This window comes from Leifsonia sp. 21MFCrub1.1 (assembly GCF_900107895.1).
Taxonomy (GTDB): domain Bacteria; phylum Actinomycetota; class Actinomycetes; order Actinomycetales; family Microbacteriaceae; genus Leifsonia; species Leifsonia soli.
The window spans coordinates 376,740-400,190 of sequence record NZ_LT629867.1; the positions used below are offsets into that span (position 1 = coordinate 376,740).

The 23,451-nt window shown below is 71.0% G+C and carries 19 protein-coding genes; 7 read left to right on the plus strand and 12 right to left on the minus strand.

The genetic code is table 11. The features are described 5' to 3' along the window. Window positions 1-27: 27 nt before the first annotated feature. The 4 genes from BLW09_RS01690 to BLW09_RS01705 all read right to left on the minus strand — a co-directional run bounded on the left by BLW09_RS01690 (window position 28) and on the right by BLW09_RS01705 (window position 6,621). On the minus strand, window positions 28-948 hold the full coding sequence (locus tag BLW09_RS01690; protein ID WP_089907596.1) for an SDR family NAD(P)-dependent oxidoreductase: 921 nt from the start codon (window positions 946-948) through the stop codon (window positions 28-30). Window positions 949-952: 4 nt separating this feature from the next. After that, on the minus strand, window positions 953-1,267 hold the full coding sequence (locus BLW09_RS01695) for a chorismate mutase (protein ID WP_089907599.1): 315 nt from the start codon (window positions 1,265-1,267) through the stop codon (window positions 953-955). 17 nt (window positions 1,268-1,284) lie between these two features. Continuing rightward, window positions 1,285-3,957 (minus strand): helix-turn-helix transcriptional regulator, encoded by a 2,673-nt coding sequence (locus BLW09_RS01700; RefSeq protein ID WP_157696882.1) that lies wholly within the window; start codon window positions 3,955-3,957, stop codon window positions 1,285-1,287. A gap of 87 nt (window positions 3,958-4,044) precedes the next feature. After that, complete coding sequence (locus BLW09_RS01705; protein ID WP_089907605.1) at window positions 4,045-6,621, minus strand: helix-turn-helix transcriptional regulator; 2,577 nt, start codon at window positions 6,619-6,621, stop codon at window positions 4,045-4,047. 405 nt (window positions 6,622-7,026) lie between these two features. On the opposite strand from BLW09_RS01705, the gene BLW09_RS18840 reads away from it, so the two are divergent. From BLW09_RS18840 to BLW09_RS18850, 7 genes are all read left to right on the plus strand, one after another. Then, window positions 7,027-7,221 carry a hypothetical protein gene (locus tag BLW09_RS18840; protein WP_172824159.1) on the plus strand — a complete coding sequence of 65 codons (195 nt, stop codon included), beginning with the start codon at window positions 7,027-7,029 and terminating at the stop codon, window positions 7,219-7,221. Continuing rightward, complete coding sequence (locus tag BLW09_RS01710; protein WP_089907608.1) at window positions 7,221-7,862, plus strand: exosortase/archaeosortase family protein; 642 nt, start codon at window positions 7,221-7,223, stop codon at window positions 7,860-7,862. The genes BLW09_RS18840 and BLW09_RS01710 overlap by 1 nt, the downstream gene beginning before the upstream one ends. Further along, window positions 7,859-9,343, plus strand: a complete 1,485-nt coding sequence (locus BLW09_RS01715; protein ID WP_089907610.1) for a glycosyltransferase family 2 protein — start codon at window positions 7,859-7,861, stop codon at window positions 9,341-9,343. The genes BLW09_RS01710 and BLW09_RS01715 overlap by 4 nt, the downstream gene beginning before the upstream one ends. After that, window positions 9,336-10,262, plus strand: coding sequence for an Ig-like domain-containing protein (locus BLW09_RS01720; RefSeq protein WP_089907613.1), 927 nt, complete (start codon window positions 9,336-9,338; stop codon window positions 10,260-10,262). Before BLW09_RS01715 ends, BLW09_RS01720 begins: the two co-directional genes overlap by 8 nt. Before the next feature lie 117 nt (window positions 10,263-10,379). Beyond that, window positions 10,380-11,021, plus strand: coding sequence for a hypothetical protein (locus BLW09_RS01725; RefSeq protein WP_157696884.1), 642 nt, complete (start codon window positions 10,380-10,382; stop codon window positions 11,019-11,021). Further along, window positions 11,018-12,094, plus strand: coding sequence for a non-hydrolyzing UDP-N-acetylglucosamine 2-epimerase (wecB, locus tag BLW09_RS18845; protein ID WP_157696885.1), 1,077 nt, complete (start codon window positions 11,018-11,020; stop codon window positions 12,092-12,094). The genes BLW09_RS01725 and wecB overlap by 4 nt, the downstream gene beginning before the upstream one ends. 191 nt (window positions 12,095-12,285) lie before the next feature. Further along, on the plus strand, window positions 12,286-12,618 hold the full coding sequence (locus BLW09_RS18850) for a hypothetical protein (RefSeq protein WP_157696886.1): 333 nt from the start codon (window positions 12,286-12,288) through the stop codon (window positions 12,616-12,618). A 25-nt stretch (window positions 12,619-12,643) separates the two neighbouring features. Here the strand turns inward: BLW09_RS18850 and BLW09_RS01735 are convergent, their stop codons facing one another. The 8 genes from BLW09_RS01735 to BLW09_RS01770 form a co-directional block, all read right to left on the minus strand. Next, a complete protein-coding gene (locus BLW09_RS01735) occupies window positions 12,644-14,902 on the minus strand; it encodes a LuxR C-terminal-related transcriptional regulator (RefSeq protein ID WP_089907618.1) in 2,259 nt (752 codons plus the stop codon). Next, window positions 14,874-16,571 carry a glycan biosynthesis hexose transferase WsfD gene (wsfD, locus tag BLW09_RS01740; RefSeq protein WP_089907621.1) on the minus strand — a complete coding sequence of 566 codons (1,698 nt, stop codon included), beginning with the start codon at window positions 16,569-16,571 and terminating at the stop codon, window positions 14,874-14,876. Before wsfD ends, BLW09_RS01735 begins: the two co-directional genes overlap by 29 nt. A 143-nt stretch (window positions 16,572-16,714) precedes the next feature. After that, on the minus strand, window positions 16,715-18,046 hold the full coding sequence (locus BLW09_RS01745) for an FtsX-like permease family protein (RefSeq protein ID WP_089907624.1): 1,332 nt from the start codon (window positions 18,044-18,046) through the stop codon (window positions 16,715-16,717). Beyond that, window positions 18,043-18,753 carry an ABC transporter ATP-binding protein gene (locus tag BLW09_RS01750; protein ID WP_089907627.1) on the minus strand — a complete coding sequence of 237 codons (711 nt, stop codon included), beginning with the start codon at window positions 18,751-18,753 and terminating at the stop codon, window positions 18,043-18,045. Before BLW09_RS01750 ends, BLW09_RS01745 begins: the two co-directional genes overlap by 4 nt. Window positions 18,754-18,851: 98 nt before the next feature. Continuing rightward, on the minus strand, window positions 18,852-20,330 hold the full coding sequence (locus tag BLW09_RS01755; protein WP_089916530.1) for a glycosyltransferase: 1,479 nt from the start codon (window positions 20,328-20,330) through the stop codon (window positions 18,852-18,854). Between the two features lie 120 nt (window positions 20,331-20,450). Beyond that, on the minus strand, window positions 20,451-21,143 hold the full coding sequence (locus BLW09_RS01760) for a CE1759 family FMN reductase (protein ID WP_089907630.1): 693 nt from the start codon (window positions 21,141-21,143) through the stop codon (window positions 20,451-20,453). A 53-nt stretch (window positions 21,144-21,196) separates the two neighbouring features. Further along, complete coding sequence (locus BLW09_RS01765) at window positions 21,197-22,384, minus strand: LLM class flavin-dependent oxidoreductase (RefSeq protein ID WP_018192380.1); 1,188 nt, start codon at window positions 22,382-22,384, stop codon at window positions 21,197-21,199. Window positions 22,385-22,495: 111 nt separating this feature from the next. Beyond that, window positions 22,496-23,380 carry a LysM peptidoglycan-binding domain-containing protein gene (locus BLW09_RS01770; RefSeq protein ID WP_089907633.1) on the minus strand — a complete coding sequence of 295 codons (885 nt, stop codon included), beginning with the start codon at window positions 23,378-23,380 and terminating at the stop codon, window positions 22,496-22,498. Between the last annotated feature and the right edge of the window lie 71 nt (window positions 23,381-23,451).

Consider the following 23,451-nt stretch of genomic DNA (forward strand, 5'->3'; position numbering starts at 1 on the left):
GCGAAAAACTCAGGAGCTGTTCGTGCGTCAGACGGGGAACGGCTGGTCGGCGGCGCGCTCGAACAGCGGCCACAGGGCGGCGCCGAGGCGCGGTGAGCGGGATGCGCGGGTCGCCGGCGTGTGCACGGGGGCGCCCTTCGTCCACGCGGCCGGGCCGAGGTAGTCGCCGCCCTCGATCGCCGGGTCGAGCACCGCGCGCACCGGAACGTGCGCTCCCTCGTCCTTGCCCTGCGTCCACGCGGCCTGCAGATTGTCGGCGAACCGCTTGAGCCTGGACGGCTGGTTGACGCCGCGGATGCCCGGGGTGCGTCCGGAGGTCGAGTAGCCGGGGTGCACGACGATGCTCTGCACGTCCGATCCCGCTGCGCGCAGCCGGCGGTCGAGCTCGAACCCGAACACCTGCGCCGCGATCTTCGAAGCCGCATACGCCCGCCACGCGGTGTACGAGCGCTCCAGCTGGAGGTCGTCGGCGCGCACGCGCCCGAGGCGCGACGCCATCGACCCCAACGTCACGATCCGCGACCCGGGCGTTCGCTGCAGCGCCGGGATGCTGCGCGCGACCAGCCGGAAGTGGCCGAGCACGTTGGTGGCCAGCACGAGCTCGTTGCCGTACTCGTCCGTGTGCCGGGTGCGCGGCGGGTGCACGATGCCCGCGTTCAGCACCAGCGCATCCACCCGCTCGACGGCGAGGAGGGCGTCCGCGGCCGCGTCGATCGACCTCCGGTCCGTCACATCCAGCGGCAGCGCCTCCACGTTGGCGCCGGGCACCCGTCGGCGGATCGCCGACACCGCGGCCTCCGCGCGCTCCGGATCGCGGCAGCCGAGCACCACTCGCGCACCGGCGCGTGCCAACTGCTCCGAAGTGAAGTAGCCGACGCCCGCGTTCGCTCCCGTGACGACGACCGTGCGCCCGTGCGCGTCCGGCAGCGCCGACGCATCCCAGCCCATCCCGCTATCTGCCGTTCTCGCCGGCGATGCGCTCGTGGTGGTGGATGACCTCGGCGACGATGAAGGTCAGGAACTTCTCCGCGAACGCCGGGTCGAGGTGGCTCTCCTCGGCCAGCGCGCGCAGGCGCAGGATCTGCTCCTTCTCGCGCTCCGGATCCGCGGGCGGGAGGCCGTGCTCGGCTTTCAGCGCACCGACCTGCTGCGTGAACTTGAACCGTTCCGCGAGCATGTGAATGACCGCCGCATCGATGTTGTCGATGCTCTGACGGATGCTGTGCAGCTGCTGGAGTGCCGCCGCCACGTCACTGTTCTCGGGCATGCTCCGACCCTATCGGGTCAGCGCCACTCGTCCGGTGCGCCCTCCATCCGCTCCTTCAACTGGGATCGCCGCTCGACGCGCAGCTTGCGCATGACCCGGTGCAGGTGGCTCTCGACGGTCCGCGTCGACAGCACCAGCTCTTCCGCGATCTGCCGATTGGTCAGCCCGGTGCTCGCGAGCCGCGCGACCTCCAGCTCCCGCGCGGTGAGTTCGGCCCGGGTGCTGACGAACCGGTGCGGGTCGAACCGCCCGATGCCGACGGTCCGCTCCAGCTCGTCGCCGCGGGCGCGGGCAGCGGCCGCGTCCGCCGGGCGCTGCGCGTCGGTGTGGAGGTCGGCCGCGCGGGCGTAGGCCGCCAGGGCGAGGGAGTACCGCCGCTCGCCGATGAAGGCGTCGCCGAGTGCGACCAGCGTCTCCGGCGACCCCTCCACCAGTCCGGCCGCATAGCGCAGGCTCGAGCCGATCAGCTCACCGTCGACCGACCGGATGCGCGCGGCGGCGCCGTCGTACCGCTCGCGCGTCGGCTCGATCTCGATCGCGATGAGGTACGCGAACGCGGCCGCCAGTCGCGCGCCTCGTTTCCACAGGGCATCCGCTGCCTCTCCCATGGTCCGCGCCGCCGTACCCGTCTCGCCCGCGCACAGCTCAGCCTGGGCCTGCGCCCACGCGCGCTGCATCCCGGGCAGCGGACCGTCGGGCAGGATGCTCGCCTGCAGGTCGGCGTCGTGATGGCCGGCGCCGGCGCGGCGTCCCGTCCGAGAGGCCACGACGAGCGCCATGACCGTGTTCGACAGCGCCGTCGACGGCCCCACCGGCGGGGGCCCGGCGGGACCGCCGAGCATCGCGACCTCGGCGAGCACGTCGTCGAGGTCGCCGTGCACCCCGGATGCCAGGGAGCCGAAGGTCAGGATGCTGCCGTGCAGCCGCATCCCGACCGGATCGAGCGCGGCCCGGGACTCCAGGAATCGGGCCCTCGCCTCGCCGGTGGCCGCCCCGACATCGCCTCGGACCAGCCGGGCGAAGGCCTCCAGGTGATCGACCACCGGATCTTCTGCGCCGACCGCGCGTGCGGCGTTGAGATGGCGCACCGCTTCGCCCACCCGGCCGCCGACGAGCAGGCCGTAGCCGAGTGCGCGGTGGGCGGCCGCTGCGACCTCCGGACGGAGTCCGACGTCGTCCGGATCCAGGAGCAGGGAGAGGTCCGGTTCGCCGACGAGTTCGATCTCGATCTCCGCCGCGCGGGCGTGCACCAGCCCGGCGTGCCGTCCGAATCCGTCCGCGGCCGAGCGCAGGTCTGCCACGGCCCGCTCCGGCTCGCCGTGCCGGTACGCCGTGTTGTACGCGTTCTCGATCGCCCAGGCGGCACGACCCTCGTCGCCGACCGGCAGCGTCGACGAGGCGTGCAGCACGTCGTCGATCCGCGGGTCGACGGCGCCGGCGGAGCGCGCCAGGGTGCGCACGTACGCGATGGCCGCCTCCATGGTCCGCCCGGCCTCCCAGGCGCGAGCCGCCTGGGCGACCCGCGCCTTCTCCGCGTCGTGCAGACTCTGCACGAGCTGGGCGGCGCTCTCGGAATATCCGGGGTCCGGTGCGTCGGTCGTGGCGACCGATGCCGCATCCCGGGCCCGTTGGAGAAGCCGGCGACGTCGTGCCGGCCTCGTCGTGCCGCGCAGGTAGTCGGCGAGCAGGGGCGGGTCGACGCTGACGAGCATCTCGCCGCCGGATTCGCGGATGCGGATGAGCGCCCGCGCCTCGAGTCCGTCGAGTTCGTCGTCCGTCGCCAGCGCCTCAGCGGTCTCGATGCCCGTCTCGCCGAGCAGCGCGAGCAGCGCGACGACATCGTGCTGCCGCCGGTCGAGCGGTTCGACGAGTGCACGCAGCGGGCGGGCGAGTGCCGGCGACCACAGGCTGCCGACTCCGCTGACCCCCTGTCCGTCGGCGAGGAGCCGACGCTCCCGCAGCGCCGTCTCGGCGGCGGCGAGGGCGAGTCCTGGCCGGCCGGCCGTCTGGGCGAACACGCGTGCCGCAGTGGACGAGTCGACGGGATGCTCCAACCGCGTGTTCAGCAGCGTGACGAACTCGTCGTAGCGCAGGCCGCCGAGCTGGATGCTGGAGACGCCGTGGAGTCCGCTTGCGCTGCCCGTCGGTCTCGCTCCGGCGCCCGGCAGCGCTGCCGCCTCGAGCGAACCAGTCGAAGCGCTCCAGGGGCCGCCGGAGCTCACCGCATCCTCCGCCCCGATCCGCCGCGCCCAGAGAACGGGGGTCCGCCGTGCCGATCGCAGCGCACACAATGCTCCCCACGAATCGTCGTCGAGATCGTCGCCGTCGTCCACGACGACGACGGCCCGCCGGGGAGGCAGGCGGTCGGCGAGCTCGTCCACGGCAGCGTGCACATCGCCCGAGTGAGCCGTCGCGGCCGAGATCGCGCCGAGGGCGCCGAGCGCGCCGAGCGGCCGTGCGAGCAGCGCCGGGATTCCGGCGACCGCGAGCACCGTCCAGCCGTGCCCCTCCAGCCGGCTTCCCACGGCATGGAGAAAGGCGGTGCGCCCGCTTCCCGCCGGCCCGCTGACTTCCACCGAGGTCCCGTGCTCGACCGCGTCGACCGCGTGCGCCACCTGCTGCGCGCGTGCTTCCTGGCCGAGATCGACGCGGACGCCGCCGCCGACCGCGGCTATGCCCGAGGCGTGCATGTTCCCCCGCTTTCCCCGCTGCACTCTCAGGATGGCGGGCGCCTCCCCGCCGGGCATCACCTCATCTGCATGACATCGGACATTCGGCTAGGTTCCGGCTCCGGCCGACCCGATCACCTTCTTGAGGTGGTGTCGACGTTCGACGCCGGTCTTCCGCATCACGCGGTGCAGGTGGCTCTCGACCGTCCGCACCGAGAGGACGAGCTCGTCGGCGATCTGCTGGTTCGTCAGCCCGGCCGCCGCGTAGCGGGCGACCTCGAGCTCCCGCGCCGTGAGCTCCACGTAGGTGGTGCGGAACCGGTCCGCGTCGAACGTGTCCGGCTGCAGTGTGTCGCGGAGGCGGCGGTGCCGGTCGCGGGCGCGCGCCGCCGACGCGTCGTCGCCCGCCTCCGCGAAGCTCTTCGCCGCCGCGGAGAGGGATGCCAGGGCCAGGCCGTACCTGCCCCCGTCGGCGAACCGGTCGGCGTTGGCCAGCAGGGCCGGTCCGTCCGAGTGGACGACGGCGGTCACGTGCTCGAACGTGTCCTGCACGAGAGCTCCCTCCACCGGCTCGATGCGGGAGGCGTGCCGCGCCAGCCGCTCCGTGGAGGGGTCGATCTCGAGGGCCGAGTTGTAGGCGAGTGCCGCGGAGAGGCGGGCTCCGCGCGCCCAGAGCAGGTCTCCGCAGCGGGAGAACTCGTCCGCGGCCTCCGGGAACTCGCCGCGGCTGGCCAGACTCTGCCCGAAGGCCCACGAGCGCTGGGTCGTCGGATACGGCCCGTCGGGCGTCCGCATCCGCAACAGTTCGGCATCGCGCTGGTCCGCGACCGCTCGGCGTCCACGCCGTGACGAGGTGACGCTGGACATGATCGTGAGGGAGAGGTGGGCGAAGGGAGTGAGCGGCGCCCGGCCGGAGGAGTCGCCGAGGCTCATCATCTCGTCGAGGATCTCCTCCACCTCGCCGTAGTTGCCGTCTGCCATCCGGCAGAAGCTCGCGATGGCCGCGAAGGTCTGCATCCCGACGGCGTCGAAGCGGAGGCGACTCGACTCGATCCCGGCGCGGGCCAGGGCAAGCGCCTCCGTCGTGCGGCTGCGGAGCGCGAGGATCATTGCGACGAGTGCGGAGCACACCAGGTCGAGTTCCTCTCCGCTGATCTCGCGGATCGCCGCCAGGTGCCGCTCCGATGCCGCCAGCTCGCCGCGGACGAGCGCGACGAGCGCCCGGGCGCGGTGGATGGCGATCCGCACGGCCGAGCGCATCTCGTCGTCCCCATCGGGATCAGGCAGCCCGGAGTCGTCGACCGGCCCGATGAGCTCCAGCTCGATCTCGACCGCGCACGCGAGCATGATTCCCGCGTAGGCGCCGGCCGTCGCGGCGTCCGCACGCAGTCGGCGCACCGCCTCCTCCGGCTTGTGGTGGTTGTAGGCATCGTGGACCGCGCGCAGTGCGTGCCAGGCGGCGCGCAGGTCGTCGGGCGCGCGATCCGGCGCCTCGGCATCCACCAGCGGCGCCGACTCCTCGAAGGCGGCGTCGATGTCGGCGGTCGCGCGCGTCGCCTCCGACAGGGCCTCGATGTACGGGATCGCCGACCGGAGTGTCCGGCTGCGATCCCACTCGCTGCGGGCGATGACCGCCCGCGTCTCCTGGCGCTCGTGGATGAGGTGCACGAGCTGTGCGGCCGACTCTCCCGCCTGGACGCGTGCCGGCGGCAACACGACGCGCCCTGCCGGGTCGAGTGTCTGCCGCAGCGTCCTGATGAGGCGCAGCCGGCGTGCCGGTCGGACGAAGTGACGGAAGTAGTCGACGACGAGCGGCGGGCTGACGCTGACCAGCTGCCGGTCGCCCGAGGGGAGCAGCTTGACCAGATCGAGGTCCTCCAGCTGCTCCAGGTCGCGCGACGTGCCGAGCAGGTCGGCGGTCTCGACGTCGAGCACCCCGACGAAGGCGAGCAGTTCGAGGAGTCCGCGCTGCTCGGGCGTCAGCGGGTCGATCAGGCGCTCCACCGCCTGGACCAGCGATGGCGCCCACAGCGACTGATCCGTGGTGATGACCCCGTTGCGGGTCTCGATGCGGCCTTCGCGCAGGCCCGACTCGAGCATCGCGCACGCCAGGCCGATGTTGCCGGCCGATCGGGCATAGAGCTGGGACAGGGTGCTCGCGTCGAGCGGGCCGCCGTGCTGGCTCTCGAGCGCTGTGGCGAGCTCGTCGAAGCGCAGGGGACGCAGCTCGAGCGTCGACACCTCGCCGAGGCCGAACGAGCTGGTGATGGCCGAGCAGGCCGGCCGGGCGAGGCGCGTGAACGCGATGGGCACCCGGTGCCGGGCGTGCAGGGCGGCCAGGACGCCCCAGCTCATCTCGTCGAGGTAGTCGCCGTCGTCGACCGTGATCAGCGAGGAGCCTTGCGGGAGCCGGTCGACGAGCTCTGCGAGCACGGTGTCGATGCCGGAGGGGCGGCCGTCGGCCCTGGCCGCGTAGCCCGCGACGTTGAGGGCGGCGAGCGGCCGGGACGAGAGGGGGCGCACGCCATGCAGGGAGACCACGTGGAAGGACCGGCTTGCGAGCTGCATCCCCAGCGAGTTCAGGAATGTCGTGCGGCCGCTGCCGTGGCCGCCGACGATCTCGAGCGAAATGCCATCGCCGATTGCGGCGATGGCGATCTCGGTCTCGGCTCGACGTAGCGACACGGATGGCCCTCCCCAAGGGTGTACAAGGCGGTCTGGTAAGAGGCCGCTGGAGTGAGACGTTAGCGCGCGCACGAGGCGCTCACGCTGATACTCGGCAGTTTTACGTATCGGATGGGCAGAGGTTAGGTAGTCCCACATCACCATTGCGCGTCGGCGGCCAAAACGGGACGCGCCCTGGCGTTCGCCCGCAACGACCTCGGTGTCGAGCGCCACCTCCACGCAGACGCCCGCACCTCGTTACTGAACGCGCATCGACACCCACTCCATTGCCCGGCACCCCCTACTGAACTGCCGATCAACCCGCCGGGCGCCGCGAAACCGCCTGCCTAGGGTTTCACTCGTTCATCCCGGCTGGCCACACCCGATCCAGAGCACCACCCGCAAACACCCGAATCAGGCCGGCCGGTGAGAAAGGTTTCCCTGCTCATGTACAACACGTTGCCCCCCAGTGGACTGGGTGCAGGCGGAGTGCTCGCCTCGACCGGCGTTCCGCCGTTCCAGGTGGTGGGTCTCGCCATCATCGCCCTCAGCGCCGCCCTCGGAGGCATCCTCCTGCTCCGCATCGCCCAGAGGCGCCGCGCCCAGCGAGAGGCACGCTGATGACCGGCGCCACCGTGGGAGGCGCGTCCGTCACCCGGCGCGCTGCGCGGGTGCGGCAGAACAGCCTGCGCCCGCTCGGCACGCTGAACCGCGTGTTCCGCTACCTGGTGGGCCTGGGGCTGCTCGCCGCCGGCGCCTATTTCATCATCATCCAGGAGCAGTTCCGCTCCCTGGAGGCCGCGGTGGTCACCGCGCTGCTCAAGCCGTTCCTGGGTGCCGGCGTCTTCCAGTTCGCCGACCAGTTCGTGATCAAGCTCGACTCGCTGCACTACCTGGGTCTCCAGATCACCGTCGAGTGCACGACGCTCGTCCTGCTCACCCCGATGCTGCTGTTCTCGGCCGCGGTGCTCATGTTCACCCGGGTCACCTGGCCGCGCTGGGTGCTCGCGACGGTCATCGGCTTCGCGATCGTTGCGGTGGTCAACGCGATCCGGATCGCTCTCATCGCCTTCTCGACCCTGTGGTGGGACGAAGCGGGCTACGAGTGGTCGCACATCCTCATCGGCACGCTCGTCGCTCTCCTCGGTCTGGTCGGAGCAGCCCTCCTGATGCTGCGCATCATGAACGGCCCCCGACGCCGGTCTCCGAAGGCCGGGAAGAAGAAGACCAGCGGTCCCGGCGCCGAGCAGGTGTCGTCATGACCCTCTTCCTCAGTGTCGCGTCGACCGCGCTGGTGATCTCCTTCCTCAGCTACGTCACGCTCATCCTGGTGCCGTTCATCAAGCGCACGCCGGAAGAGCCCGGCGATCCGGATCGGTACGACTGGCACTTCTTCGTGCCCTGCCGTGACGAGGAAGCGGTCGTCGACGCCACGATCGACCGTCTCCGCAGCCGCTTCCCGGATGCGCATGTCTGGGTGATCGATGACGACAGCGACGACGCGACAGCGTCCATCGTCGAGTCTCGTGCGACCCGCGACGACATGGTGCACCTCGTGCGACGCGTCCGTCCGGACGCGCGCACGGGCAAGGGGCCGGCGCTCAACTCCGCCTACCGCGTCTTCCGCGACTGGCTGCCCTCGAGTGCCGATATGGATCGCACCATCGTGTGCGTGATCGACGCCGACGGGGAGCTCGCCGAGAACGCCCTGGCGCAGGCCGCCGGGAACACCGTGTTCGGGGATCCGCAGGTGGGTGCGGCGCAGGTGACGGTCCGGATGAAGAACCGCAACGACACGAAGGCCGCCGACGGCACACCGCTGCCGCGGCTGTCCCGCTTCCTCGTCCGCATGCAAGACCTCGAATTCCGCACGATCATCGCGGCGATGCAGACGCTCCGCGGTCAGACCCGCACGGTGGGTCTCGGCGGCAACGGCCAGTTCACCCGGCTGGCCACGCTCGACGCGATCGACCGCGAGAAGGGACAGCCGTGGCACGGCTCCCTGCTCGAGGACTACGAGCTCGGCGTGCATGTGCTGCTCGCCGGTTATGAGATCCGGCACATCCACGACACCTACGTCGAGCAGGAGGGCTTGGTCGACCTCCGGCGCTTCCTGACCCAGCGCACGCGGTGGGCGCAGGGAAACATCCAGTGCTCCCGGTATCTGAGGGATATCCTCCGCTCGCCGCATTTCGGGCCGGGCGGTGCGATCGAGTCGGCGTACTACCTGCTGCTCCCGTTCCTGCAGCTGCTCGGCTTCGTCACCTGGGTGCTGCTCGGCATCGCGATCATCAGCGGCATCGCGGGCTACCCGGGTGGCCCCGGGCTCTGGCTGGCCGACAACTGGTGGCTCGTCGGCGTCTACCTCGTCGTCGGCGTCGCGCCGTTCGGTGTCTGGGGACCGGTGTATCGCAAGTTCTGCGAGCCCGACGCATCGTGGGCGCAGGCCATCGGCTGGGGGCTCGGCTCCTGGATCTACAGCTTCTACACCTGGGCCAGCTCGACGCGAGCCTTCGCCCGGGTGGCCATGAACCGCTCCGGGTGGGCCAAGACCCGCCGCAACGGAGAACACCATCGTGCACCCCGCCTCGCAGAGACGCGAACCCGGCGCGGGCGCCACACAGCCTCCGGGAGCTCGCCCAACGCGACTCCGGGGAGGGGGGCCCATAGTGCTCACCCGCACGGGCAGACCCGAATTCTGCCCGCTCATTCCGCAACAACAGGAGAAAAGACTCATGCATAACTCAAAGAAGAAGACGGGCCGCAAGGTCCTGGCCGGCGCGGCCATCGGCGTCGCGTCGATCGCCATGGTCCTGGGTGCCGCCACGGCCGCGAATGCCGCAACCGGCGGCATGAACGCGGGCGTGACGAACCTCCAGGTGATTCCGACGTCACCCGCAACCTCCTTCGCCACTCCGGGAACCAACGGGGTGCTTCGATTCAACACGGGCGATGGGACGGCGACCAAGACGGCGACCTTCGCTCCCGGAACGACCTCGACCGCCGGCCGCTCGTTCACGCTCCCGGCAGGGCTCAAGTTCCTCCCGGCGGCCTGTGCTCCAAACACGGCCACCTACACGTGCACCATCTCTGCGGATGGACGCACCCAGACCACGTCCAACTCCATCGTGATTGGTCCCACGGATCCTGCCCTCATCGACACCACAGACTATTCCGCAACTACTCGTGACTTGCCGATCCAGTCGACGGGAATCATCTCGGGCAACGTGACCGCCACATTCACGCCGTACACCGGCCTGACGACCGCTGCCGGCTCGGCGACCCTGCCGCAGTCGCAGATTCCGGGAGCGGGCTCCGGGTTCACGGCGACCGGTGCGACGGGTCCGGACGCGAACGGTGACTACACCCTGACGGGCACCGCCCAGCCGGGTGCTGAGATCACGGTGAAGGACTCGACGGGTTCGACCGTCGGCACGACTACGGCTGACGCCAACGGCAACTGGTCGGCGACCATCCCCAGCGGCGTCACCCCGCCGCTGTCGATCACGCAGAAGGTCGGCACCGACGTCAGCGCGCCGATCGAGTTCAACACGGCTCCGCTGCCTGTCATGAACGGTGTGGTCGCTGCGGGTGCGATCGCGCTCGCGGGTCTCGGCTTCGGAGGCGTCCGCCTCTTCCGCCGGTCCCGTGTGACGGCCTGATCCGTCCCCAGGATCGGGCACGGGGATGGTGCGTCTCGCAGGGGGCGCACCATCCCTGATCCCACAGCCCGGCAGTACCCACGACAGCCGATGAGAACCACTGCGGAGGTGACAGACGTGACAACGTTGCGACCGGCGCCCCGCGGCGCACACCGTCTCGCGCACCACGCGACGAAGACGGCGCTGGCCGTCGGCAGCACCCTCGCCAACGCGGCGGTGGTCGCGCTCGGCGCCACCATGCTGTGGCTGACCGCCGGGACCACGGTGATCACGGGGGACGGCACGCAGCTCACCGTGATCTTCTTCTGCTGCGCGCTCCTCCACGCCCTCGCGACGGTGCTCCTGCACCGGCTGTCGCGGGCGTCCGAGATGACGGCGACGCTCGTCGCCGTCATCGCGCTCAGTGCGGGAGTCGCACTGCTGGTCGCCTTCTACCTGCTGACCGGGCTCTACTTCTCGGGGTGGGTGGCGGCCTTCGCTTCGCTGTTCGTCGCGGCGTCGTCCGTGGTGTCCGCGATCATCGGCATCCTCATGGCGAGCACCGGCCGGTGGATCCTCCACCTCATCCCCACCGCCGCCGGGATGGCCGGCTTCGTCATCACCAACGAGCTCTGGCTGAGCAACGGGCTGCTGGTCGGCCTGCTCCTGTTCGAGGTCGGATTCGTGGTCTGCGGCCGATTCTTCACGATGATCTTCCTCGTCGCCGGCCCCGACGTCCTCACGGGCGGCACCGTCTACCGCGATCGGAGGGCGCGATGAGCGACGACATCGCCGTCGTGCTCGGCACCCGACCCGAGATCATCAAGCTGGGTCCGGTGGTCCGCGAGCTGGGACGCCGCGCCCGCGTCATCCACACCGGGCAGCACTGGGACGACACGATGTCCGGCCAGCACCTGCGCGAGCAGGGCCTTCCGGAACGCATCGAGCACCTCACCGGCATCGGGGGCGACCCGCGCGTCGTCCAGATCGCCGCGGGGATCGGGCAGCTGGCGATGGCGTTCCAGGAGCGCCGGCCCCGCGCCATAATCGTGCAGGGCGACACCAACAGCACGTCCATCGGCGCGCAGACCGGCAACTACCTCGGGATCCCGGTGATCCATGTGGAGGCGGGCCTCCGCTCGCGCGACCGCGACATGCCGGAGGAGATCAACCGGCTCGTCGTCGGAGCGGTCGCCGACATCCACTGCGCGGCGACCCCGCACAACGCGGCCAACCTGCTCTCCGAAGGCGTCGACGCCGACCGTATCGAGATCACCGGCAACACCGTCGTCGAGGCCACCCACCGAGCGCTGCAGCAGTCGGCCCCGCAGATCGACCTGCAGACCGACGGGCCGTTCATCCTGGCCACCATCCACCGTCCGGAGAACACGGACGATCCGGCCGCCCTGCTCCGCATCCTGCGCGCCCTCACCCAGCTGCCGCTCCCCGCGGTCTTCGTGGCGCACCCGCGGACGATCGCGGCGGCCCTCCGCTTCGAACTGAGCGACTGGCTGAACGGAGTCGACCTGCTCGAGTCGGTCAGCCACACGCAATTCCTGCACCTGGCCCAGCGCGCATCCCTGGTCGTCTCCGACTCGGGTGGCATCCAGGAGGAGGTCACTGTGCTCAAGAAACCGCTGCTGGTGGTCCGCAAGTCGACAGAGCGGCCCGAATCCATCCACTCCGGCTTCGCGGTGCTCGTGAAACCGGACGAGTCGATCGAAGCCGCGGCACACCGGATGCTCGGCAACCCGGACCTGCTCACCCGGTTGCAGGAGACGCCGTCACCCTATGGCGACGGCGCAGCGGGCCGGCGGATCGCCGAACTCGCGCGCCGCCTCGCCGCCGGCTGACCCACCGACCCCACCGACCCCACCGGCCAGGCTTCGGGCAGCCCTGGCCGGTGGTCCACCACCGACCGTAAGATGCACCCGCGGCCGAACCCGACGTCATCCGATCCTCGTGATGCGCCCCTGCCGGGTCCGCGGTGGAATGAAAGGCGACAGGCGGCCCCCGCCGCCCGCAGATCGTGAGGAGCGACTCCGTGGAACACAGCGACATCCTGCGGCGGCTGGCCATCCACGACCCGGGTGTCTTGAGCGATGCGCTCGCACGAGACCCGGCCGAGACACCACTGTCGCAACGGGACGCGGCGCTCGCCCGCTTCGCCGCCACCGTCGCCACCGGAGCAAGCAGCGCGTCCTTCTCGGCCGCCGTCGACGAGGCCATCAGCGCGCAGCTCACGGTGCTCGAGCTCGCGGACGCCCTGCTGGCCATCACACCGACCGTGGGCCTGCCCAGAGCCGTGTCCGCGGCCCAGCACCTCCTCGTCGCCCTCGACCCCGACGACGACCTCGGCGCTCCCGCCGACGCCTAGGACCATCCGGCGCCCCGGCCGGAGCTCAGCCGAGCAGACCGACCTCTGCGGCCCGCTCCACGGCCGCGCTGCGCGTCGTCACGCCGAGCTTCCGGTAGATCGCACCGATCTGGGTCCCTGCCGTATTGCGGCTGACGAACAGGCGCGCAGCGATCTCCGCGATCGTCAGGTGCGTCTGCAGGAGCGGGAGCACCCGCAACTCCGCCGGCGTCAGCGGGGATGGGCCGAGCACCGCGGAATTGCGGCGCACGTCGTCACGCAGATCGTCGACAGCGCCCTCCAGCGCACCCAGCCCCGGCCGGAGCCACAGCACGTCGTCGATCTCGTGCAGCAGATGCGCGGCGGCTGCGGAATCCCCCAGCGCCAGGTGCGCGCGGCACAGCTCGATGCGCACCTCCACCGCGAGCACCGGCACCGCGTAGGTGCACACCCCGCGGTCCCGCATGGCGGCCGTCACCAGCCGTTCGGCGGCAGAGCGGTCGTACCTGCGCAGCGCGCGGCGCGCCCCAACCGCCCGCGCCAAGCACGCGGCAGCGGTGCCGTCCAGCCCAGCCGCGTCCACCGCACTCAGAGCCCGGTCGAGGTGGCGGTCGACGTCGGCGCGAGCACCGGCGTCGAACGCGAACCGCGCCAACTCCGAAGCACTCAGCACGAGCGTCGTCGCGTGTCCGGCAACCGCCGCCAGCCGGCACGCCTCCTCGAACTCGGCGAGCGCCCCGGCCGGGTCGCCGCCGAGGCGAAGCGTCCAACCGTGCAGCAGCAGCGCATGATCCCGCCACTCGCCCGACATCGGCTCACGTTGCAGAGCGCACGTGGCGTCGTGCACGGCGCCACCGAGACCGTGCCGCCAGAGCAGGACCCGCAGCAGCGCGCGCGCCGACGCGAACGGCGGAAACCCGGGAACCGTCGGCCCCGCGAAGGTCCGGCTCCCCAGCAGATCGTCCCACCGGTCGGCCTCACGCGGGCGGCCATCGAGAGCGGCCCACCAGCCGGCGACCACCATCAACGGAGGGAACGCCGCGATGGCCGCGTCGCCCAGCTCGCCCAGCCAGCGGTCGACCGCCGCGCGATCGCCCGACTCGCCCGAACGGAATGCGCACTCGGCCACCAGACGCGCCGCATGCTCGAGATCGCCTGCCGCGAGCAGGTGATCGATCGCCGGAGGAAGACGGCCACCGTCCTCGCACCGGCGGGCGGCCGCCCGCTGCAGCTCGCGTTCGCGCGACGGCTCGGAGCGTGCCAGCCCGCCGAGCAGGAACTCGCGGAACAGCGGATGGTAGCGGTACGCGGTGCGGCGGACGTCCAACGGCGCGAGCAGAAGCCCCCGCGACTCCAGGGCGCGCAACCGCTCGGCCGAATCCGTCCGGCCGAGCACGGCGTCGCACTCGGCCGGGACGATCGGGTCGAAGACGGCGGACTCGCGCGCGAACGACAACTCGTCTGCACTCAGCGACGCGACGACCGCGCGCTGCAGGAACTCCGCGACCGGGCCGTCATCCCCCAGAACCCCCAGCGGGTCGCCACCGTCCCGAGCGATGATGGCGGCGAGCGCGATGCCGGCGGCCCACCCCTCCGTACGCTCCCGGAGGCGCAGCGCGTCGGCCTCCGAGGGTGTCGGCGCGCCCGCGCCGTCGAAGACGCGCCGCACCTCGACGGCGTCGAGCGCGAGATCGGCAGCCCCCACATCCGCGACGCGACCGGCGACGCGGAGGCGGGACAGGAACGGCTGCCGGATGCGACCGGCCACCACGAGCAGTGACCCCGGCGGGATGCGCGCGAAAGCCACCTCCAAGACGTCTTGGCAGGCGTCGGCCGCCGCGTGGTCCGCGTCGTCGACGAGGACCACGAAAGGGCGATCGATGGCGGCGATCAGCGCCTGCAGCCGGACAGCGGTGCGGGCGAGGACGCTCCGCCCCGACCCCGGATGCGCGGCGATCGACGCGAACTCGACGTGCACACCGAGCCCGTCAGCGGCCCCGGCCTCGTTCACGAGCGCCCGCGCGAACGCGGCCGCGACCGACGCGGTCAGGGTCGCGGGGTCGGCATCGGCGGCCGAGAGCGGCACCGGGATGCCGAGCCGGCCATCCCGTCCGGCCCACTGCTCCAGCAGCACCGTCTTGCCGTAGCCCGCGGGCGCCACCACCGACACGGCGGACATCGGAGGGCGCCCGCGACGGATGATCGCGGACCAGTCCGCGGGCGCTCCGAAGGAGGAGATCGGCGCGTCTCTCCGTGAGGCGTCCGCCACCCCCGAATCACTCGGGCGGGGGTGCGTCTCCTCCATGCGGGGAGTCTAAAGCGGCGCGTCTACGGCCGACAGGCAGAGGGACGTCGGGCAGATGCAGGGCGCTCGCGACGAGGAAGACCGTTGCGATCGACTGCGCTTGGACTCCGTAGACCATGTGCTTGGTGTTCTCGATCGCCTCACCGAACGCGGCCGTGAAGAACTGCACGATCGCGAAGGACACCATGAGGACGGCGGCGGAGGCGAAGGCGCGACGTGGTGACCCCGGCGTACTCCGGACGATGAGCCGGACGTCGATCACGGCGAGGGCGATCCAGACCAGGGCGAGCAGCGGGAGCCCGCCCCACGACAACGCTCGCGAGAATTCCGCGACCGGCGAGACGTCCATGGACTGCGCCGCATGACCGCTGTCGGCGGTGTAGCTGCCGAGGTAGCCGGGTCGCGCCTTCCAGAAGTCGACAGCCGCCTTCTGCGCGATCGAATACGCGCGGTCGGGATGCGCCAGCAGGAATCGTGCCGCCACCTCGTAGGTCATGAGGTGCTTGTACTTCTCCCACTCCGGAGACTGCATGATGCTGTCCTTCACCCACACGGAGTCGCCGGCGTATTTCGAGAGCTCCTCGGGGAGACCCATCTCGCGGAGATCCTTCGCGGGATCGTCGCTGGCGCCCAGGATCCCGACGGAGATGACCTCCCACGGATTGATGGCCTGGAACTCCTTCGGGTTGTTGGCCAGCATCCACCCGACAGGAGCGAGGAGCGCCGCCGCCAGCGCGATGCCGAGGACTCGCCCCACGCCGGCGCCGGCCAGCCGCGCCGGACGCCACCAGCGCACCCCGCCGTTCGGCGGCCGCCAGCGCAGGGTGACGCACAACAGGAAGACGGCGAGGGGGACGAGCAGCGTGACCCCCTGCGTCTTGGAGGTGACCGCGAGGAGCGACCCGACCCCGACCATCGCCAGCCCGACATACTGCTTCAGACCGCTCGTGCCGACGAGCACCGCACCGACGGAGATGATGCCGACCCCGAGGATGCCCGGGAACTCGCCGAAGTTGCTTCCGGCGTAGTTCGCCCAGGCCGGGTCGGTGAGCACCAGCCAGAAAGCGCCGGCGAGCAGGACCCGGGACAGCGCGCCGCGGCGTACCGCGAAGGCGAACGCCCCGACGAGAGCGCCCATCACCACCGTGTAGCCGAGGATGGTCCAGCGCAGGTCGACATGCCCCGGCACACCGCCGAGCGCCTCCGTCAGCCAGCGATTCGCCCGCAGGAGCCACACCTGGCTGGACGGATAGGCGACGCAGTCCTTCACCGCGCCCGGCATCCAATCGAGGATGGCGAACGACCACGCCCGCGGCACGGACGCGTCGGTGGGCACCAGGCCCAACTGGCACACGTAGCGCTGGCCGTCGCCGTTGTCCGCCAGCCCGGTCACCGTGGGCCAGAGCGTGCGGAGCACGGTGAGCAGCCAGGCGATCACACCGATGAGAAGGCTGCCCAGCGCCGGGCTGCGGAAGGGGTTGCGGCTGCGGTCGCCGCCCGGGAGTCCGTCGCGCGGGCTGGGATCGCGCCGCCCGCTTCGAGACCGACGGTCGCGCGGGCGGCGGGTCTCGGCCACCGGGCCCGGAGTCGCCATCATGTCCGGCGTCGCCATCATGTCCGGCGGCTCGGAGGGCTCGGGGGTCGGTTGGGCGGCGGCGATGTTCGACACTTGCGTACTCTAGGTACCGACTTTCCCGGAGCGATCGGGTCTCTCTTCAGTGCCGTAGCGAAGATCGTGCACTTGAGTAGAAACGCCCGACCGTTCCGCGGTCCAGCCCGGCGCGCTGAGTAGTACCGAGGTGAACTCCGTCCTCAGAGGCTCGGCGACGGCTCCGCGAGCACCCGTCTCAGCACGGGCCGCGTCGCGCGCAGCGCCGCCCACACGAGGAGCACGCCCGCGGCGAGACACGCCGCGACGCTCACCAGGGTGAGGGGAGACAGCAGGAGGCTCGCCCCGGTCAGCGGGAACACCACGACGGCCGCCGTCACCGCCGACCCGATCGCGGTCACCCGCAGCGGGGACATCACGGCGCGGCTCCTCGCGGCGTTCATCTCGCCGACGGGCATGCCGATCCGGTCGAGGCTCACGTAGAGGTCGCGGCGGTCGAGGATGGCGGCCGCCTGGTTCACGCCCGCAGAGCAGGCGACCATCAGGAACGACGCGATGACCGTGATGAGCACGCCGGTGCGGATGTCGCCGACCAGCAGCCGCGACTGCGGGTCGCCCGAGTCGCCCGCCGCATCCATGAGCGCGACCCCGACCCCGGCGAAGACGGCCATGAAGCTCGTCATCGCGACCCCGGACACCTGCCGCCAGGCGGCCTTCGGCGATTCGAGCACCGCCCGGGCGGCCAGGAGCCGGCGGGCGGTCCGCGCCCGGCGGGCCTGACCGGTGGCGGCCACCCGAAGCACCCACGGCCCCACGAGGTTCAGGACGGCGATGCTCCCGCCGAATCCGACCGCGAGGACGACCATGACGATCCCGATGTCGGCCGCGGCACGCAGTGCTGTCATGGCGACGGCGACGAGCACCACGACTCCGATCGCGATCAGGGCGCGGACCCAGTGCACGCGTGGCGCCTGCTGACGCGTCCGGACGCCGAGCGGCGACAGGATGACACCGCGCAGCCCGACGACGGCGCTCAGGGCCGCCAGTGCCCCGACCGCAGCGACGGTGACCGCCATCCACAGCGGCGACAGCAGGATGGACATTCCGAGCGGCTCACCGCGGAACGGGATGAGCGCGACCAGCGGAGACGCCAGGAGGGCCAGCACGACGCCGGCGATCGCGCCGGCCACGGCCAGCACGGTCGACTCGATGACCGTCAGTGCGGTCACCAGGCCGGGAGTCGCGCCGAGCAGACGGAGACTGGCGAGCCGATCGTCCCTCCGTCGCGCCGACAGCCGGGCCGCCGAGCCGCCGAGCGCGACCAGCGGAACCACCAGCAGCGACAGCGCGATGACCGCGAGCACCTGGTAGAGGCCGGCGATGTCGTCGGTCCACGAGAAGAACGCCTGTGCTCCGCCCGCGACGATGAGCAGCAGCGCCGTCACGACCGCGAACGCGACGACCGGCAGCACGACGGTGGAGCGGGCGGAGACACTGCGCCGGCCGAACAGCCAGGCGAGTCGCAGGGTGGTCATCGCGTGCTCACCTCGTCCACGATGCGTCCGTCCGCGAGACGCAGAACGCGCGAGCACCGGGCGGCGACCGTCTCATCGTGCGTGACCACGACCAGCGACCGCCCGCGTTCCGTCGTCGACCGGATCAGCGCATCCATCACCTCCGCCGACGTCTGCGAGTCGAGAGCCCCCGTCGGCTCGTCGGCGAACACGACGGCGGCGCTCGTGGTCTGTGCTCGGGCGATCGCCACGCGCTGCGCCTGGCCCCCGGAGAGCTGGCCGATGCGGCGGGTCTCGTAGCCGGCGAGACCGAGCGCGGCGAGCCACATGGCCGCGGTCTGCTCCGCGGCACGACGGTCCACCCCGGTCAGCATGAGCGGGAGCGCGACGTTCTCCACGGCCGTCAGCTCGGGCAGCAGCAGCCCCTGCTGGAACACGAACCCGAACGCCTCGCGCCGCAGACGGGAACGGCCCGCCTCATCGAGTGCGGTGATCTCGAGCGGGCCGGTCGCGGTCGCCAGCGACACCGACCCGCTGTCCGGCGCGACGATACCGGCCAGGCAGTGCAGCAGGGTGGTCTTGCCCGAGCCGGAGGCGCCCATGATGGCGACCGACTCGCCGGGCGCGATGCGGAAGTCGACGCCGGCGAGGGCGACGGAGGGGCCATAGGTCTTGGTGAGCGCGCTGGCGACGATGGCCGGGGGCGCTGCCGGGGGAGCTGAGGTCATGATCCCACCCTGCCCGCGTGGCGCCGCGCGGGCATCGGCCGGGAGGCTCATCGCCGGGCGGGCGCGTCATCCGCAGGATGTCATCCCGCGGTACCACCTCAGCCGGCGGCGACCCGGCCGACCTTCTCCGTCTTGTCCCAGCGCGCCTCGGCGCCGGCGAGCTCCTTGAGGTAGGAGTCGAAGGTGATCGCGCAGAGCAGGGAGCCGTACCCGGCGAGGTAGATCAGGGCGGGTGACAGCCAGCGGCCGGCGCGCACCTTCTCTGCCTTCCGTGCCAGCCAGGCGACCACCATCGAGAACGGGATCCAGATGTAGATCGCCAGCGTGATCGCGAACAGGGCCGGTTCGCTGAGGGTCACGCCGAACAGCCCGGGCAGCCACACCAGCATCACCGGCGGGAAGAGGGCGGTGAGCATGACCAGCATGTTGATGATGCCGGGGAACAGCAGGACGTTGCCCAGCTCGTGCCTCGTGGTCTTGCCGTCGGTCTGCGAGCCGAGGATGAGGACGAACAGGTAGGCGAGGGCCGCAGTGATCCAGAGCACGCGGAAGACCGTCGTGGCGATCTCATCCTGCAGGAACAACAGGCCGGCGAGGCCGACCGACGACAGGATCATGATGAGCGGGAGTAGCCACAGGCTGAACCAGACGATGCCGAAGCTGATTCCGCCGAGGTGGTGGAGGCGGGACGGGCGGAACCACACCTTCGAGTAGCGCGCCGTCACCGTGACGTTGCCGCGCGCCCAGCGCAGCCGCTGCTTCCACAGCGCATCCACCGTTCGGGGCTCCTCGGCGAGCACGCGCGCGTGCGGCTCGAAGACGACCTTCTTGCCCAGCAGCTGCGTCTCGAACGTGGTGATCGTGTCCTCCGCCAGCGACGAGGTGTCGATGCGGCCGCCGATCGCGAGCAGGTTCTCGCGGGTGTGGAGCTGCGCGCCGCCCGCGAGGCAGGCCTGCGCCCCGAGGACGTTCTGCGCTCGGCGCGCGGCGGGCTGCGACAGCACGTACTCGACGCTGACGAACTTGGTGAGGTAGTTGCGGTCGCGGCTGCCCTCGCTGATGTACGCCGACACGGCGCCGACGTCGGGGTCGGCCAGGTGGCGGGTCATCCGGCGCAGCGACTCGGGGGTGTAGATGACGTCGGCGTCCATGATCAGGAGCGCTTCCATCCAGTCGTCCTCGAGCACCTTCGCGATGCCGTGGTTGAGCGTGTGCGCCTTGCCCTGGCCGCCGTGCTCGCGTCGGAGCAGGTAGACGTTGCCGGGGTACTGCTCCGCCCGGTCGCGGACCACATCCGGGGTGTCGTCGGTGCTCGCGTCGTCGACCACGTAGATGCGCAGCGATTCGCGCGGATAGTCGAGCTTCATCAGCCGGTCGATGGAGGCGCCGATGACCGCGCCCTCGTTCCAGGCCGGGACGATGATCGCCACGCGCGGGAGGTAGGGTGCCGCCTTCCCGTAGTGGTTGATCCACGCGTGGAACGGGATGACCACGAACGTCGCGGCGGCGGCGATGACCGGGATGAGCCCGGTGAGCGCGAGGACGAGGCAGACGACCACCCCGATCGCGTGCAGCACGCTGAGAATGTCCAACCCCGAGACCTCCCTGTTCACCCCCGACCATATCGTGCTGGCAGTTCGCGGCGGATACGACGACGGGCCCCGGTCGCCCGGGGCCCGTCGTTCCGTTCTGCTGCGCTACTTACGGCCGCCCGGCAGCGTTCCGCCCGCCGCGAGGCGCATCAGGTCGGAGCCGAGGTCGATGCCGAGCTCGTTGCCGCCGGCCGAGCCGAACTCGTGCTGGTAGCTGTCCCAGGAGGTGTCCGTGATCTTGGCCTCGACCTCGGACTCCATCAGCACGACCAGTTCGCGCGCCGCGCGGTCGATGCGCTTGCCGAGGGCCTTGTCCTGCCAGTCCTCGGTGGAGGCGAAGACGGAGGTCGGCGTCGTCATGGTCCGCAGGAAGGCGAACAGCGACCGCATCTCGCCGTCGACGACCAGCGCGTGGCGGGCCGTGCCGGCGGTCGCCCCGAGCACGACCGGCTTCGCGATCAGCAGGTCGTTGTCGAGCACCTGGAAGAACGAGGTGAACAGCCCGCTCGGTCCTGCCTTGTAGACCGGGGCGGTGGCGATGATGCCGTCGGCCGACTTCAGCGCCTCGATGGCCTTGGTGAACTTCGGCCCCAGGTGGCCGGACGCCAGTGCGGCGCCCAGTTCCGGGAGGAGCTCACGCAGGTCGAGGTTGAGCGTCTCGACCGTGCGGCCGTCGCGCTGGGCGGCGGCCTCCACGCGGAGGGCGAGGCGGTCGGCGAGCATCTTGGTGGACGACGGGTCGCTGACGCCCGCATTCACCACGACGACGCGGAACGGCCGCAGGTCTGATGTGTTCATGGTCTGTCCTTGTCTCGATCGATGGGTCGGTGATCGGTGGATGCTGCCCGGCGTCAGAGCGCCGGGTAGCTCACCTCGACCTGCTCGTCGGTGTCCTGGTAGGGCGATGCGCCGGTGACGTTGTCGCCGCGGTTCGCGTTCGGGCGCGGCTGGCGCGGGTCGGCGTCTCCGTACTTGGCCTTCACCAGCGACGCGTGGGTGGGGGCGTCCGGGGTCTCCGGGTCCTTGCGCGCCTCGGTCTCCTTGCGGAGGACGGGGATGACGTGCTCGCCCAGCAGGTCGAGCTGCTCCAGGACGGTCTTGAGCGGCAGGCCGGCGTGGTCCATCAGGAACAGCTGGCGCTGGTAGTCGCCCGCCCACTCGCGGAAGGTCAGCGTCTTGTCGATGACCTCCTGCGGGCTGCCGACGGTCAGAGGGGTGGCGTCCGTGAACTCCTCCATCGTCGGGCCGTTGCCGTAGACCGGGGCCTCGTTGAAGTAGGGACGGAACTGGTTCTTCGCGTCCTGCGAGTTCTTCGCGATGAAGGCCTGGCCGCCGAGTCCGACGATCGCCTCCTTCGCGGTGCCGTGGCCGTAGTGCTCGAAGCGCTCACGGTAGAACGCGATCAGGCGCTGGAAGTGCTCCTTCGGCCAGAAGATGTTGTTGGCGAAGAACCCGTTGCCGTAGAAGGCGGCCTGCTCGGCGATCTCCGGGGTACGGATGCTGGCGTGCCAGACGAACGGCGGAACGTCGTCGAGGGGGCGCGGCGTGGAGGTGAAGCCCTGCAGCGGGGTGCGGAAGCGTCCCTCCCAGTCGACGACGTCCTCGCGCCACAGCCGGTGCAGGAGGTTGTAGTTCTCGAGCGCGAGCGGCAGGCTCTGGCGGATGTCCTGGCCGAACCACGGGTACACCGGGCCGGTGTTGCCGCGCCCGACCATCAGGTCCATGCGGCCCTTGGACAGGTGCTGGAGCATCGCGTACTCCTCGGCGATGCGCACCGGGTCGTTCGTGGTGATCAGGGTGGTGGATGTGGTGACCGTCAGCCGCTCGGTGAGGGCGGCGATGTGGGCCAGCAGCGTCGTGGGGGACGACGAGAAGAACGGCGGGTTGTGGTGCTCGCCGATGGCGAAGACGTCCAGCCCGACCTCCTCTGCGTGCTTCGCGATCTTCACGATCGCATCGATGCGCTCCGCCTCGCTCGGCGTCTCACCGGACACGGGGTCGCGGGTGATGTCGCTGACGGAGAAGATTCCGTACTGCATGACTGGCTCCTCTTGTTGTTCTCGCCGTTTCTATGCAAACGCATACAACGCGAAAGGCGACGAGGTATTCCCATCCTGGCGCGGGAGGCGCTCAGGGGGAATCGATGACCGTCAGAGCGCCTCGGGATCGAGGTTCAGCGTCGTCGACTCGTACACGGCCCCCGTGCTGTCGAACGCCTGTCCGCTCGGGTTCAGCCAGCGCAGATACTCCACCGGGATGCCGAAGCGCTCCGCGACGCGGGCCGTCGTGTCGCCGGGGGCGACGACGTAGCTGGCCGGGGCGCCGGAGGGGGTGGTCTCCGTCACGGTGCCCTGGGCGTTCGGCGCGGCGCCGTGGTCGACCGGGTGCACGTTCGTCTGCCGCGCCGGGATGGACCAGCGCACCGAGTTCACCGCGAGGATCTTGTTCGGCCCGAGCTCGACGGGGATGCCGTCCGCCGACGCCGCCGACGAGTATGTGAGCAGGGTGGTGAGGCTCGGCGGGTTGCCGATGCGCCCGAGCGGAGCGGACGAGGGCGGGGCCGCCGCCGTCGTCGGCCCGCCGAGCGGGTGGTCTCCGACGCCGTGATAGGTCAGGCCGTCCCCGACGTTCGGCGGCACATCGATCAGCGTGACAGAGATCGGCACCGGCACGGTCGAGGTGAAGTTCGAGTACTGCGCCGAGTAGGTGTTGTCGCCGTTCGACACCATCCGGTAGTGGAAGTGGATGCTGCCCTTCGGCGACGCGACGTTCCCCTCGGCCACCACGGTGCCCTGCGGGACCGGGACGAGCGTGGGCGGCGGCGGAGGCGGCGTCGTGGGCGACGGAGTCGGCGTCGGCGACCCCGACAGGACGCCCGTGCCCGGTCCGACCGGCGTGCGCTTGGGCGTCGGCGTCGGTTTGTGCGTCTGCTGCGACACGGGCCGTTGCGGCGATGCGCCCGCGAACAGCGCGCATCCTGTGAGCGCTCCCAGCAGCACGACGGCTGCGACAGCCGCCGCAGCACGACGGTGCATTCTCCGGTGACGGTTCATCATTCCCCCCGCCGGGAACGCTATCAAATACCGGGTGGCCGGATCTCATCCAT